This window comes from Streptomyces sp. NPDC006384, assembly GCF_042870695.1.
Classification (GTDB): Bacteria; Actinomycetota; Actinomycetes; order Streptomycetales; family Streptomycetaceae; genus Streptomyces.
Map to the genome: position 1 here is coordinate 183,781 of NZ_JBIAHR010000010.1, position 13,387 is coordinate 197,167.

Below are 13,387 nucleotides of genomic sequence, written 5' to 3' on the forward strand. Positions count from 1 at the left end.
GCAGCCGGTGTGCAGATTCGCTGAAGCGGGGATTCCGCTACGTGTACGGCACGGGAGGTATCCGTGCGCTCACGGAGCGTGCCGACGGGGTGAGGGGGAACGGCGCGGGGGTTCCGCCGCCCCGGACGCCGCCCTCCCGGCCGCGCGCCGCCCTCCCGGCCGCGCGCCGCCCTCCCGGCGGACCGGCGCGCGGTCCGGCGCGCGGACCGGCGCAGCTTCCCCGGTCGCAGGGGCTGCGCGGCCGCCCCGTACGCGCTGTAATGGCGACGTGGTCAGTGAGGGCGCCGCGGGACACGGGACGAGAACGCCGCGTGCCGAGGGTGCCCTGAAGATGCTCACCGCCCTCCCGGACCCGGCGGAGCGACTGCGCCGTGTGCTGGAACAGGCCCTCGTGTTCGCCGGCGCCGCGTTCGTCGCCGTGTACACGCCGGGCGAGGACCGCGACCTGCTCTGCCTCGCCGAGTCCGCCGGCGCCCCGAGGACCCTGTACGGCGTGCGCGACAGCTACCCGGCGGCCGGCGGCTCCCCGGTCGCCGACGCCTGCCGCGGCGGGGCGCCGGTGTGGCTGGACCCCGAGGAGTTCGCAGACTCCGCCGAGTCGCGCCGCGTCCCCTCCAGCGGCTTCTCCCTCGCCGCCCTGCCCGTACCGGGCGACGGCGGCTGCCTGCTCGCACTCACCGAACGGCCGGCGGGCTTCGACGCCGAGGACCGGGCCTGTCTGGAGCTGGTCGCCGAGGCCGTCGTCGGGCCCGCCCCGGCCGCCGCCACCGAGGCCCGGGAACTGCGCCCGGACGCCTTCCGGCTGGCCATGGACACCGGCCGGGTCGAGGTCGGCGACGAGATCCTGAGACTGTTCGCCCTCACCCCGGCCGACTTCGACGGCAAGGTCGAGACGCTGCTCGGCCTGACCGTGCCCGAGGACCTGCCCTCCCTGATGTCCGTGGTCGAGGCCGACCACATGACCATCGGCGACCGGGAGCTGGAGTTCCGGGTGCTGCAGCCCACCGGCCCGCCGAAGTGGCTGCAGCTGCGCGGCCGTCTGCTGCCCGGCGGCGACGGCCGGCCCGCCCGCCTCGTCGGCACCGTCGCCGACGCCTCCACCCTGCGCCCCGACGTGACCGACGTCGCCCGCGTCCAGCGCCTGGCCGCGGACCTGGCCACCGCGGGCACCGTCCGGGACGTCGGCCGGGCCGTGGTCGCCGCCCTGCGCAGACCGCTGCGCGCCGACCGGATCGCCCTGGCCGAGCTGGAGAACGACCGGCTCGTCGCCACCGTCCTCGACCCGCCCGAACCGGACTCCTGGCCCGAGCTGTGGCGGCAGGAGTGGCGCACCGAGTGGCCCGACGCCCCCGTCCGCGCCATGCCCACCCTCGCCGCCGCGCTGCGCGAGGGCCGCGCCCGGATCCGGCCTGCCGGCACCGAGCTGGAACCGGCGCTCGCCGGCGTCGGCCCCGGCGGCCTGGCCGTCCTGCCCCTGCAGGCCGCGGGCCGCACCGCCGGCGTCTGCCTGATCGGCTGGGACTCCCCGCACGACTTCGGCCCCGACGAGCGCGCCCTGCTCACCGCCTCCGCCGGCCTCGCCGGGCAGGCCCTGATGCGCGCCCGCGCCTTCGACGCCGAGCACGAACTCGTCGGCATGCTCCAGCGCCAGCTCCTCCCGCGCCGCCTGCCGGAGCTGCCCGGCGCGGTCGCCGTCGCCCGCTACCTGCCCAGCACCGCCGGACTGGAACTCGGCGGCGACTGGTACGACGTCATCCCGCTGCCCGACCACCACGTCGCCCTCGTCATCGGCGACGTCCAGGGCCACAGCGCCGGCGCCGCCACCCTCATGGGCCAGATGCGCACCGCCCTGCGCGCCTACGCCGTCGAGGGCCACCCGCCCGACGTCGTCGTCTCCCGGGCCAACCGCCTGCTGACCGACATGGGCACCGACCTCTTCGCCACCTGCGCCTACGTCGACCTCGACATGGAGGAGGGCTCCGCCTGGTGCGTCCGCGCGGGACATCTGCCGCCGGTGCTGCGCCACCCCGACGGCACCACGGAGATCGCGGAGGCGGAGGGCGGCCCGCCGCTCGGCGTGATGACGCAGGCTGACTTCCCGATGAGCCCCCTGCCGCTGCGCCCCGGCACCCTCATCGCCCTCACCACCGACGGGCTCGTGGAGTCCGCCGACGCCGACATCGACGAGGGCATGGACCGCTTCGCACACGCGCTCGCCGTCTCCGACCCCGCCGACCTCGGCCTCGTCGCCGACGGCCTGCTCGGCAACGCCCGCCGCAGCGACGACGTCGCGCTGCTGCTGGTGCGCTACGACGGCATGGACACGCACCCGCTGCGCGAGACCTGGACGGTGTGGCGGCTGCCCGAGGCCGTCCGGCACGCCCGCCGCTTCACCCACCGCACCCTGCGCTCCTGGGACGTGCCGGCGGCCGACACCGACGCCGTGCTCCTCGTCGTCTCCGAACTGGTCACCAACGCCCTGGTGCACACCGACGGCGCCGTCCGCCTCGATCTCACCCTGGTGGGCGGCCGGCTGCGCGTCGCGGTCGCCGACGCGTCGCCGCGTACGCCCGCCAGGCCGGCCGGCGTCGGCTGGGAGGCCACCGGCGGGCGCGGCATCCTGTTGGTCGAGGCGGTGTCGGCCACGTGGGGGACGCTGCCGGTCAGCGGCGGCAAGCAGGTGTGGAGCGAGATCGCGCTGAGCCGCTGAGGCCACCGGGCCCGTCTGCCGGACGCCGTTCCGCACCGTCCCGCGTCATGCGTGACCAGGACCTCGGAGCCGTCCTGGTGACGGAGGGCGGCCGGCCGCGCGGACCGGTCACCGACCGCGCCCCGGTGACCGTCGTCGCCCTGGCGACCTGGCCGTGGAACGCGACCCGGGCCCGGCGCCGGGCGGCACCGGCGTGGCCCGGCCCGATCCGTGAGGACGGCGCACGCCCGTTTCACCGGCGCGCGCCCGGGGACCCGGAGGGGAACGGCACCGGACACAGAAGGAAGATGATGCCTCGTGACCGCGGACACCAGCGAGAAACCCGCTGTCCGCCGCCCGGAGACCGGCTGGTCCCGAGCCCGCCGTCTGCGCGGCAAGGGCGCCCCGCGCACCTGGGTGCCGGCCGTCGAGGACGGCGACACCCCGCACGCGCCGCGGGCGGGCCAGGAGTCGAACATCGTCCGGGGCGAGGACTGACACACCGCACCCCGCGACCGAGAACGCCGAGCGCCGGCCATCGTGCCGGCGCGGCCCGTGTCCGGGCCCGCTCCCCTCGCGAACAGGTGGTGCCCGTGCGCCTGCTGATCATGTCCGACACCCACGTCCCCAAGCGGGCCCGGGAACTGCCCGCGCTCCTGCTGGCGGAGATCCCGCGCGCCGACGTCGTCCTGCACGCGGGCGACTGGGTCGACACGGACACCCTCGACCTCCTGGAGGAGCGCAGCCGGCGACTCGTCGCGGTGCACGGCAACAACGACGGCCCCGGCCTGCGCGCCCGGCTGCCCGAGGTGGCGTACGCCGAGCTCGGCGGCCTGCGCTTCGGCGTCGTCCACGAGACGGGCGCCGCCGCGGGCCGGGAGGCACGCTGCGCCGCCCGCTTCCCCGGCCTCGACGTGCTGGTCTTCGGACACAGCCACATCCCCTGGGACACGACGGCGGACACCGGCATGCGGTTGCTCAACCCCGGCTCTCCGACCGACCGCCGCCGCATGCCGTACTGCACGTACATGACGGCCACCGCCGACGGCGGCGCCCTGCGGGACGTCGAACTGCACCGCCTGCCGCGGCGTCAGGCTCTTTCGTCCGGATCAGGCCGGGGCAGGGAGCGGGGCCCGGGAGCCCGGCCTGATCCGGACGAGAGGCGCTAGCCGGCTTCGCCCGACGGCCCGGTCCAGCCGGCCGTGACATGGCCGAGCCGGACACGCTGCGGATGGTCGCCGACCGGTACGGAGACCGACTTCTCGCCGGTCGCGAAGTCGATGGCGGTGACCTGGTCGGCGCCGCTCTCGGAGACCACGCAGTGGGTGCCGTCGCCGCTGACCGTGGCCCAGTAGGGCTTGGCGGCCGGGACCAGCGGGCCCTCCTCCAGGGTCGTACGGTCGACGACCGTCGCGTAGTCGTCCATCGTCCCCGCGACGCAGATCCTGGCGCCGTCCGGGCTCATGGACAGGCCGTGGTGCCGTGAGTCGTTGACCCAGGTGGTGCGGTCCTCGCTGGTGGCGGGGTTCTTCGGCAGGGTCTTGGTCCGGGTGATCCGGTCGGTGGCGAGGTCGTACTCGAAGAAGCCGTTGAAGAAGGAGACCTGGAAGTACAGCTTGGACTCGTCGGGCGAGAACACGGCGGGACGCACGGCGTCGGAGTGCTCGCCCAGACCGATCGCGTCGAGACGCTCGCGCATGTCGATGACCCTGACCTGCCGGAACGTCGTCGCGTCCACGACGGTGATGCGCCGGTCGCCCTTCGTCCAGTCCAGCCAGGGGGCGTCGAGCGCGGTGTTGACCTCGCCGATGGACATGTTCCAGAGGTACTTGCCGTCCTTGGTGAAGATGTTCTCGTGCGGCTTGTCCCCCGTGCGGAAGGAGCCGAGCTGCCGGCCCGTGCCGATGTCCAGCACGTGCACGGTGCCGGACGTGGAGGCCGACACCGCGACACGGGTGCCGTCCGGCGAGACGGCCATGTGGTCGGAGCGGTGACCCGACACGGGGAAACGCCAGTTGATCCGCCCGGTGGCGAGGTCGATGGACACGACGTCCGCGAAGCTCGGCCGGGAGACGACGACCGACCTCCCGTCCGGCGTCGAGTACATGTCGTCGACGAACTGGTCGTGGCCCTCGCCGACGCTGTTGCGGATGGCCTGGAAGTAGATCCACCGGACCGGATCGGCGTTGATCTCGGCCATCCGCTGTTTCCTGTCCGGGATGACGTCGATCCGGCCGATCCTCGCGAAGTCGCCGGTGGAGCGGATGACGTCGGCGGTGCCGTCCCAGTTGTTGCCGACGAACATCACCTCGCGCAGCGCGGCGGGGGTGTCCGGGGACGCGGTGGCGGCGGTCGCGGTCGAGGTCGCGGGAGCGGCGACGGTGAGCGCGAGGGCGGCGGCCACGGAGCAAAGGTGCCTGGTTCTGAAGGCAGGCATGCTGCTCTCTCCTTGGAGGACGGGGGTGGAGCAGAGGACCGGGCGCGATGACACGGTGGCGCGGGCGGCGTTCGACCGGAGCCGCTTCCGGAGTGAACCTACTGAAAAGTAAGGAAGGGCCACCCCTCCCCGCAAGACCGTGTACACGACAAAATTGGCGCCGGGGAGGCACTGCTCCCGACGGGCGAGGACGCTCGCCCACCCGTCTTCGGCGGCGTGCCGCCGTCGGTGAGGGCACGGTCTCCGCGCGAGGTGTCGTCGCCGCCGGCGGGCTCAGCCCGATGCGGGTGCTCGACTCGGTCGCCGCCGGCGCCGTGCCCGCCGAGGACAGGGCCGCGGTGCCGCGCCCCTCCGCCCACCCGGTGCCGCGCGAAACGCCCCGCCACCTGCCCCCGGCCGATCGGTTGCGCGTAGGGTCGGGGGCGAACCACGAGTGGCCGAAGAAGGAGTCAGAACCATGGCGCAGGAAGTGCGCGGCGTGATCGCACCGGGCAAGGACGAGCCGGTGCGCATCGAGACGATCATCGTGCCCGACCCGGGACCGGGCGAGGCCGTGGTCAAGATCCAGGCCTGCGGCGTGTGCCACACCGACCTGCACTACAAGCAGGGCGGCATCAGCGACGACTTCCCCTTCCTCCTCGGCCACGAGGCCGCCGGCGTCGTGGAGTCCGTCGGCGACGGTGTCACCGACGTCGCCCCCGGCGACTTCGTGATCCTCAACTGGCGTGCGGTGTGCGGCAAGTGCCGCGCCTGTCTGCGCGGACGCCCCTGGTACTGCTTCGACACCCACAACGCCGAGCAGAAGATGACCCTCGCCTCCACCGGCCAGGAACTCTCCCCGGCCCTCGGCATCGGCGCCTTCGCCGAGAAGACCCTGGTCGCCGCCGGACAGTGCACCAAGGTCGACCCGGCCGTCTCCGCCGAGGTCGCCGGACTGCTGGGCTGCGGCGTGATGGCCGGCATCGGCGCCGCCATCAACACCGGCAACGTCGGCCGCGGCGACACCGTCGCCGTCATCGGCTGCGGCGGCGTCGGCGACGCGGCGATCGCCGGCTCCCACCTGGCCGGGGCGGCGAAGATCATCGCCGTCGACATCGACGACCGCAAGCTGCAGACCGCCCGCTCCATGGGCGCCACCCACACCGTCAACTCCCGCGAGAGCGACCCCGTCGAGGCGATCCGCGAGCTGACCGGCGGCTTCGGCGCCGACGTCGTCATCGAGGCGGTCGGCCGCCCCGAGACGTACCGGCAGGCCTTCTACGCCCGCGACCTGGCCGGCACGGTCGTCCTCGTCGGCGTGCCCACGCCCGAGATGAAGCTGGAACTGCCGCTGCTGGACGTCTTCGGCCGCGGCGGTTCGCTGAAGTCCTCCTGGTACGGCGACTGCCTGCCCTCCCGCGACTTCCCGATGCTCGTCGACCTCCACCTCCAGGGCCGCCTGGACCTCGGCAAGTTCGTCACCGAGACCATCCGGCTCGACGAGGTCGAGAAGGCCTTCGAGCGCATGCACCACGGCGACGTCCTGCGCTCGGTGGTGGTGCTGTGATGACCGCCCGCATCGAACGCCTCGTCACCTCCGGCACGTTCAGCCTCGACGGCGGCACCTGGGACGTCGACAACAACGTCTGGCTCGTCGGCGACGACCACGAGGTCGTCGTCATCGACGCCGCCCACGACGCCGACGCCATCCTGAAGGCCGTCGGGGACCGCCGTCTGACGGCCATCGTGTGCACCCACGCCCACAACGACCACGTGAACGCCGCGCCGGCCCTCGCCGAGCGCACCGGTGCCACCATCTGGCTGCACCGCGACGACCTGGTCCTGTGGCGGCAGACCCATCCCGACCGGGAACCGGACGCCTGGCTGACCGACGGCCAGGTCATCGAGGCGGCGGGCGCCGACCTCACGGTCCTGCACACCCCGGGCCACGCGCCCGGCGCCGTCTGCCTGTACGACCCGGGGCTCGGCACCGTCTTCACCGGCGACACCCTGTTCCAGGGCGGGCCGGGCGCCACCGGGCGCTCCTACTCCAGCTTCCCGGCCATCATCGACTCCATCCGCGACCGGCTGCTCGTGCTCCCGCCCGAGACCGAGGTCCGCACCGGTCACGGCGACCCGACCACGATCGGCGCCGAGGCCCCGCACCTGCGGGAATGGATCGAACGCGGCCACTGACGACCGGCCGGTGACGCGGTGAAGCTGGGAGACACGCGGAAAAGGTGACAGAAGATGTCCGGCATCCCGGGCAGTCTCGATCACGACATCGCCCGAGCGCAGCGCGCGACGGGTACATGGCGAGAGGGAACGGGAGCCGGACATGGCAAAGGCACTCCAAGGCAGGGTCGCACTGGTCGCCGGGGCGACACGGGGCGCCGGACGCGGCATCGCCGTCGAACTCGGCGCGGCCGGCGCCACCGTCTACGTCACCGGCCGCACCACCCGCGCCCGGCGCTCCGAGTACGACCGCCCCGAGACCCTCGAGGACACCGCCGACCTGGTCACCGAGGCCGGTGGCCGGGGCATCGCCGTCCCCACCGACCACCTGGAGCCGGACGAGGTGGCCGCGCTCGTCGACCGCATCGCCCGGGAACAGGCCCGCCTGGACATCCTGGTCAACGACATCTGGGGCGGCGAGAACCTCTTCGAATGGGACAGCCCCGTCTGGGAGCACGACCTCGACAAAGGGCTGCGGCTGCTGCGGCTCGCCGTCGAGACCCACGCGATCACCAGCCACCACGCGCTGCCCCTGCTGCTGCGCCGCCCCGGCGGTCTGGTGGTCGAGGTCACCGACGGCACCGCCGACTACAACCGGGACCACTACCGGGTCTCCTTCTTCTACGACCTCGCCAAGGCGTCCGTCCTGCGCATGGCCTTCGCCCTCGGCCACGAGCTCGGTCCGCGCGGCGCGACGGCCGTCGCCCTGACGCCCGGCTGGATGCGCTCGGAGATCATGCTCGACCACTTCGGCGTGCGGGAGGACAACTGGCGCGACGCCCTCGACCGCGTCCCCCACTTCGCCATCTCCGAGTCCCCCCGCTACGTCGGCCGGGCCGTCACCGCGCTGGCCGCCGACCCGGCCGTGGCGCGCTTCAACGGCCGGTCGCTGTCCAGCGGCGGGCTCGCGCAGGAGTACGGCTTCACCGACCTCGACGGCAGCCGTCCCGACGCCTGGCGCTACCTCGTCGAGGTCCAGGACGCGGACAAGCCGGCCGACGTCACCGGTTACCGCTGACCGGCGGCAGCGGCCCGGGCGGGAGCGTTCCCCTGCGGACGCGGCGGACGCGGCGGACCCGGCGGACGCGGGCAGGAGCGGCACAGGGGCGTCCCGCCGGCCGCGGAGCGCCGGTCACGAGCGCGGACCGTCGGTGTCCGGTGTCATTCGTCACGATTGCGTCGCGACGTGGCGCCGGGGGCAACCGGAGACGCCGGGCGGTGGTCTGGAACGACGGGAGGCCGCACCAGGGGAGGCGGCCGCCCGCTCCACCGCTTCGACGCGAAAGGCTGACCGGCCATGGGGGACACACGCAGACGGGGCGCCGTCGCACTCGCACTCACCGCACTGGTGGCACCGCTCGCACTCGCGCTCGGTGCCGCTCCGGCGCAGGCGGCGAGCTGCACCACGAAGACGGGCCCGTACCAGAAGAAGGTCGAGAAGTTCCTCGGCCGCCCGGCGGACGGCAGGCAGTCCGCCGCCGACTGCAAGGCGATCCGGGCCTTCCAGACCGAGCACGGCATCACCCCGAACGCCGGCTACGCCGGTCCCGTCACCTGGGGTGTGATGGACCTCATGCAGAAGCAGCGGGCCGTAGGGAAGAACCCGAACCGGGCGGGCAAGTGCCCCGTGAACAAGGGCCGCATCGCCTGCGTGGACCTGACCCTCCAGCTGAGCTGGATCCAGGACGGCAGGAAGCTCGTGTACGGTCCCGTGCCGGTCCGTACCGGCCGCGACGGCCACGAGACCCGCACCGGCCTCAAGAAGGTCTACTGGCGGAACATCGACCACCACTCGACCCTCTACGACGTGCCGATGCCCTACAGCCAGTTCTTCGACGGCGGCCAGGCCTTCCACTCGGCCGGCGTCAGCATGTGGAACCCGCCGGGCTCGCACGGCTGCGTCAACATGACGAGGACCGACGCCAGGAAGTACTGGTCGCTGCTGCGGAAGGGCGACGACGTGTACGTCTACGGCCGCAAGCCCGGCACCTGACGGCCGGGCGGCGAGGGCCGTCGGCGAACGTGCGTCCCGTGTGCGGCAGAACACACACGGGGCGAACGAACTCGCCGACGGCCCTTGACAGATGAGGCGATCGACGTGACCAGTAACACGGTCTGATATGTCCGTTTAGCTGGCGATTACTCACCTCGTCTTCACGTCCGGCGCCGTATGCTTCACACCATGTCCACCAGTGTTGAACCTTCTTCCGAGCGATCGGCTGACGAGGTCAACGAGGAGATCCGGGCCCTGTGGCTCCGGTCGGGCGGGACACTGAGCGTCGAGCAGCGCGAGGAGTACCAGCGGCTCGTCATGGAGTGGGCCGCCGCGGCCCCGGAGTCGGCGAACGCCGCCTGAGCGACGCCCGGGTCTCCCCGGCGCCTCGGAAGCCTCCCGCCGTACGGCATCCGCACAGTGACGGGTGTCACTCTCCCGTCGCCCTCCTCGCGGCGTGATCCCGTCCGGAACGGGACGCCCCGATCGCCCCGGCAGGCCCTAGACTGCCGGGCCATGGACGAGGCGTCAGTGGCCCGGCTCGGGGCCGGCAAGTACCTTCTGGTCACCAGCTACCGCAAGGACGGCACACCCGTGCCCACCCCCGTGTGGGTGGTGCGGGACGGGGACACGCTCGGGGTGTGGACGGCCGCCGACTCGTGGAAGGTCAAGCGCGTCCGCAGGCGCGCCGACGTCCTGGTCGGCCCCTGCGACCTGCGCGGCAATCCGACCGGCGGGCAGGTCCCCGCGACCGCCGAGATCGTCGACCCGGCCACCGCGGGCCGCTACCGCGCACTGATCGCCCGCAAGTACGGCGTCGTCGGACGGCTCACGCTCCTCGGCAGCCGGCTGCGCCGCGGCCTGGACGGAACCGTGGGGATGCGGATCACCCTCGACCCCTGAGTCCCCGTCAGGTCCAGGCCCGGTACGGTTCGTCGACCAACTGGAAGACGGGCTCGCCGCGTACGGGATCCTTCGCCGTGGACAGCCGCACCCGGTCACCGCTGTGGATGCCGATGAGCGGGCCCATGACCCGGCCGCGCACCACGAAGCCCTCGGCCATCTCGATCAGGGACACGTTGCGCGCGGCCGGGGTGTTGCGGTGCACCACCGTGGTGTGGCGGACCGTCCCGGTGCCCTCGCTGCGTTCCGTCCGCAGGTCGCTGCCGCGGCACACCGGACACAGCAGCCGGTGGTACATGGAGGTGCCGCACCAGGTGCAGCGCTGGAAATGGATGACCTCGGTCTCCGGGGCCCCGGGGTCGAGCACGCCCGTCGCGGAGCCGGCCGTCTGCCGGGCGACGCTTCCTGAGGGGTGGTACACGCTGGTTCAACTCCCTGCACTCGGGCCGGAATCACGCGTACGCGGTCGCCCGGGCACGCGTGTGCGCGGCGACCGTGCCACCGTGCACGCCGGACAGGTTATGGCACGCAGTGTCACTCGTAAAGGCACTGGGTGCCCTTTGATGTGGTTCCCTTGCGGGCGTCGTCCGCCCCCGGCCGTCCTCCCGGGTCCCCGCGGGACCCGCCGCACCGGTGTCCCGTACCGGGCCCGCCTAGCATGGCCGGCATGGACGTGTTTCTCGGCAGACTCGACCCGGACATGTGCGTGGTGACCGCCTCCGCGGGCGGCGAACGGGCGGGCTGTCTCGTCGGGTTCGCCTCCCAGTGCTCGCTGGAACCCGTGCGGTTCGTCGTGTGGCTGTCCGAGGCCAACCGGACCTTCCGGGTGGCCCGCGACGCCGAGTACCTCGCCGTCCACCTGCTCGCCCGCGACCGGTACGGGACGGCCGAGGTGTTCGGCGGGCTGACCGGTGACCGGGCGGACAAGTTCGCGCGGGTCCGCTGGCGCCTCGGGTACGGCGGCGCGGTCCTGCTGGAGGACGCCGAGGCGTGGTTCGTCGGCCGGGTCGTGGCACGGGTGCCCGGCGGCGACCACGTGGGACACGTCCTCGACCCGGTGGAGTGGGGCGGGCGCGAGTCGTCCGGCGGACCCCTGCTGCGGCTCGGCGACGCCCGCACCATCGACGCGGGCCACCCGGCGGACTGACCCGCCCGGCTACGGCCGTCGCACCGGACCGTCCGGCACCCGTATGTCGAGGACGCAGACGTCGTCGCGCAGCTCGTCCCCCGGGAGCAGCGCGGTCAGCAGCGGCTCCAGGGTGCCCGAGGCGCCGGCCCCGCCGGCCGCCGCGGCGCGCGCGAGCCGTTCCAGACCCCGGTCGATGCTGTCGGGGGGCCGCTCGACCAGGCCGTCCGTGTACAGGAGGAGACGGTCGCCCGGCTCGAGGGCGCACTCCGCCTCCGCGAACACCGGCGTGGTGGTCGCCCCGAGGAGGACGCCCTTCGGCCGGTCCAGGAAGCGCGCCTCACCGCCGCGCAGCAGCAGCGGGGGCAGATGCCCGGCCTGGGCCCAGACCAGCCGCCGCCGGCCGGGCGAGTAACGGGCCAGGACCATGCTCGCGGTGCCGTGGGCCCCGCGGGAGTGCAGCAGCAGCGCGTTGAGGCGGGTGAGGGCGTCGGTCGGCGACGAGCCCGTGACCACCATGCCCTTCGCGGTGAACCGCAGCTGGGCCATCGTGGCGACCGCGTCCACCCCGTGACCGGCGACGTCGCCGACGACGAACAGGGCGTCCCCGCCGGGCAGGTCTATGGCGCTGAACCAGTCACCGCCGACCTGCACACCCGCCTGCGCGGGCAGATAGGCGACCTCGACGCGCAGCCCGGCCGGCCGCACGAACCCACGGGGCAGGGGCAGCAGCGCGTCCTGCAGCCGGGAGGCCAGGGTCCGCTCGGCCAGCAGCACGTCGTGCTGGGTCAGCATCGCCCGCTCGCTCTCCACCAGCGCCAGCTCCGCCCGCCGCCGGGCGGTCAGGTCCTGGACGAAGCCGTGCACCTCCACGGGTGTGCCGCCGCTGTCCGTCACGGCCTCGGCCACGATCCGCAGATGCCGGACCCCGCCGGACGTCCGCGTACGGAACGGGACGTCGCACGGCCGTCCCTCGCGCGTCAGCGCCCGTACGGCCCGGGCCAGCGGGGGCGCGTCGTCGGGCAGCGCGAGGCCGGACAGGCCGGTGAGGCGGACGGGGCCGTGTGCCGGATCCCGTCCGAGGATGGCGAAGACCTGGCCGGACCAGGAGGCCTCGCCGGTCACCAGGTTCCAGTCCGCCCAGCCCAGGTCGCCCAGCCGCTGCAGATCGGCCAGCCGCCGCTCCCGCCGGCCGGAGGGGTCCGTCCCGGCGGACCCGGCGCTCCCGGGGCGGTCCTCGGCGGGCGGGGCGAGGACGCCGCGGAGACCGGCCGGAACGGGCCCGGGCGCGGGGGAGGAGACGGAGCGGCGCGCCGCGCCGGGCGGTGACGCCAGGGCGTCGAGCGTGATCCGGCACTCGTCGAGCAGCGTGCGCCGCCCGGCCTCCGCCCGCCGGGCCAGCGTCTCGTGCGCGGCCTCGGCGGAGCATCCGGTGAGGGCCATCACGGCGCCCTTCGCCTGCTCCACGACGGCGGACGCCGTGGCCGGACCGCGCGGCCGGCCCGCCCCGGCACGCTGTGCGGCGGCCATCCGGCCGGGGGCGGCCGGGCCGGGCGCGGCGCCGGAATCCCCCGGTGTGGCGTGCTCGCTCGTCACTCGTCGAGCATGGCACACGGACCGGGGGTGATGACCCGCTCGTCGGTATGCGATTCTCCGGCCGGCCCTGACCCGTGTGCCGTCCGCAGGGGGGTAGCCCCGTGCTGTGCGGGAACCCGCCGCACGCAAGGACCCGAACCCTCGACGAGGAGCCCGTCATGACCGTCCCGGAAGAGAACCGGCCGAAGACCGACACGACCGACGACGTTCTCGGACAGCGGGAGGAGAACGCGCCCCGCCCGCCCGGCGGCACCGGCCGGACCATGCGGGAAGCGCTGGAGGAGGCACACGTACGCCCCGACGACTACGACGAGGAATGACCGCACCGCGGCGTCGCGCGCCGGCGCGCACATCCGGGACAGAGCCGCCGCGGCCGCTCCCCGTGCCGTCTCCCCACGGCACCGCGCCCGTCCGGTCCCGCGTACGGCG

13 protein-coding genes and 2 pseudogenes are annotated in these 13,387 nt (G+C 74.0%); 11 read left to right on the forward strand and 4 right to left on the reverse strand.

All coding sequences use genetic code 11. From position 1 onward, the window contains the following. The first annotated feature begins 268 nt into the window (after nucleotides 1–268). The 3 genes from ACFYOJ_RS16235 to ACFYOJ_RS16245 all read left to right on the forward strand — a co-directional run bounded on the left by ACFYOJ_RS16235 (nucleotide 269) and on the right by ACFYOJ_RS16245 (nucleotide 3,858). Complete coding sequence (locus ACFYOJ_RS16235) at nucleotides 269–2,710, forward strand: SpoIIE family protein phosphatase (RefSeq protein WP_356557075.1); 2,442 nt, start codon at nucleotides 269–271, stop codon at nucleotides 2,708–2,710. 297 nt (nucleotides 2,711–3,007) lie between these two features. Next, nucleotides 3,008–3,187 (forward strand): hypothetical protein, encoded by a 180-nt coding sequence (locus tag ACFYOJ_RS16240; protein ID WP_356557076.1) that lies wholly within the window; start codon nucleotides 3,008–3,010, stop codon nucleotides 3,185–3,187. A 95-nt stretch (nucleotides 3,188–3,282) separates the two neighbouring features. Next, complete coding sequence (locus ACFYOJ_RS16245; protein ID WP_356557077.1) at nucleotides 3,283–3,858, forward strand: metallophosphoesterase; 576 nt, start codon at nucleotides 3,283–3,285, stop codon at nucleotides 3,856–3,858. On the opposite strand, the gene ACFYOJ_RS16250 is transcribed toward ACFYOJ_RS16245, so the two are convergent. Beyond that, the gene (locus ACFYOJ_RS16250; protein ID WP_356557078.1) at nucleotides 3,855–5,126 is read right to left on the reverse strand and encodes a YncE family protein; all 1,272 of its coding nucleotides are present in this window, start codon (nucleotides 5,124–5,126) and stop codon (nucleotides 3,855–3,857) included. The two genes, ACFYOJ_RS16245 and ACFYOJ_RS16250, sit on opposite strands and share 4 nt — an antisense overlap. A 457-nt stretch (nucleotides 5,127–5,583) precedes the next feature. Between ACFYOJ_RS16250 and ACFYOJ_RS16255 the strand changes: the two genes are divergently transcribed. The 6 genes from ACFYOJ_RS16255 to ACFYOJ_RS16280 all read left to right on the forward strand — a co-directional run bounded on the left by ACFYOJ_RS16255 (nucleotide 5,584) and on the right by ACFYOJ_RS16280 (nucleotide 10,236). After that, nucleotides 5,584–6,672 carry an S-(hydroxymethyl)mycothiol dehydrogenase gene (locus ACFYOJ_RS16255; RefSeq protein WP_356557079.1) on the forward strand — a complete coding sequence of 363 codons (1,089 nt, stop codon included), beginning with the start codon at nucleotides 5,584–5,586 and terminating at the stop codon, nucleotides 6,670–6,672. After that, nucleotides 6,672–7,301: an MBL fold metallo-hydrolase gene (locus ACFYOJ_RS16260; protein WP_356557080.1), complete on the forward strand. Its 630-nt coding sequence runs from the start codon at nucleotides 6,672–6,674 to the stop codon at nucleotides 7,299–7,301. Before ACFYOJ_RS16255 ends, ACFYOJ_RS16260 begins: the two co-directional genes overlap by 1 nt. Before the next feature lie 142 nt (nucleotides 7,302–7,443). Further along, nucleotides 7,444–8,358 (forward strand): SDR family oxidoreductase, encoded by a 915-nt coding sequence (locus tag ACFYOJ_RS16265; protein WP_356557081.1) that lies wholly within the window; start codon nucleotides 7,444–7,446, stop codon nucleotides 8,356–8,358. A 279-nt stretch (nucleotides 8,359–8,637) separates the two neighbouring features. After that, nucleotides 8,638–9,333, forward strand: coding sequence for a L,D-transpeptidase (locus ACFYOJ_RS16270; RefSeq protein ID WP_356557082.1), 696 nt, complete (start codon nucleotides 8,638–8,640; stop codon nucleotides 9,331–9,333). Between the two features lie 177 nt (nucleotides 9,334–9,510). Further along, the gene (locus ACFYOJ_RS16275; protein ID WP_356557083.1) at nucleotides 9,511–9,696 is read left to right on the forward strand and encodes a hypothetical protein; all 186 of its coding nucleotides are present in this window, start codon (nucleotides 9,511–9,513) and stop codon (nucleotides 9,694–9,696) included. A gap of 153 nt (nucleotides 9,697–9,849) precedes the next feature. Further along, nucleotides 9,850–10,236: a PPOX class F420-dependent oxidoreductase gene (locus ACFYOJ_RS16280; protein ID WP_356557084.1), complete on the forward strand. Its 387-nt coding sequence runs from the start codon at nucleotides 9,850–9,852 to the stop codon at nucleotides 10,234–10,236. Nucleotides 10,237–10,243: 7 nt separating this feature from the next. Here ACFYOJ_RS16280 and ACFYOJ_RS16285 read toward each other — a convergent pair whose 3' ends face one another. After that, on the reverse strand, nucleotides 10,244–10,657 hold the full coding sequence (locus ACFYOJ_RS16285; protein ID WP_356557085.1) for a zinc ribbon domain-containing protein: 414 nt from the start codon (nucleotides 10,655–10,657) through the stop codon (nucleotides 10,244–10,246). Between the two features lie 237 nt (nucleotides 10,658–10,894). On the opposite strand from ACFYOJ_RS16285, the gene ACFYOJ_RS16290 reads away from it, so the two are divergent. Next, nucleotides 10,895–11,383, forward strand: coding sequence for a flavin reductase family protein (locus tag ACFYOJ_RS16290; protein WP_356557086.1), 489 nt, complete (start codon nucleotides 10,895–10,897; stop codon nucleotides 11,381–11,383). Between the two features lie 9 nt (nucleotides 11,384–11,392). Here ACFYOJ_RS16290 and ACFYOJ_RS16295 read toward each other — a convergent pair. Continuing rightward, nucleotides 11,393–12,562, reverse strand: a pseudogene (locus ACFYOJ_RS16295) (PP2C family protein-serine/threonine phosphatase); the annotation flags it as partial. A gap of 171 nt (nucleotides 12,563–12,733) precedes the next feature. Beyond that, nucleotides 12,734–12,892 (reverse strand): annotated as a pseudogene (locus ACFYOJ_RS16300) (ANTAR domain-containing protein); the annotation flags it as partial. Nucleotides 12,893–13,116: 224 nt separating this feature from the next. Between ACFYOJ_RS16300 and ACFYOJ_RS16305 the strand changes: the two are divergent. After that, the gene (locus ACFYOJ_RS16305; RefSeq protein ID WP_356557088.1) at nucleotides 13,117–13,278 is read left to right on the forward strand and encodes a hypothetical protein; all 162 of its coding nucleotides are present in this window, start codon (nucleotides 13,117–13,119) and stop codon (nucleotides 13,276–13,278) included. Nucleotides 13,279–13,387 lie beyond the last annotated feature (109 nt).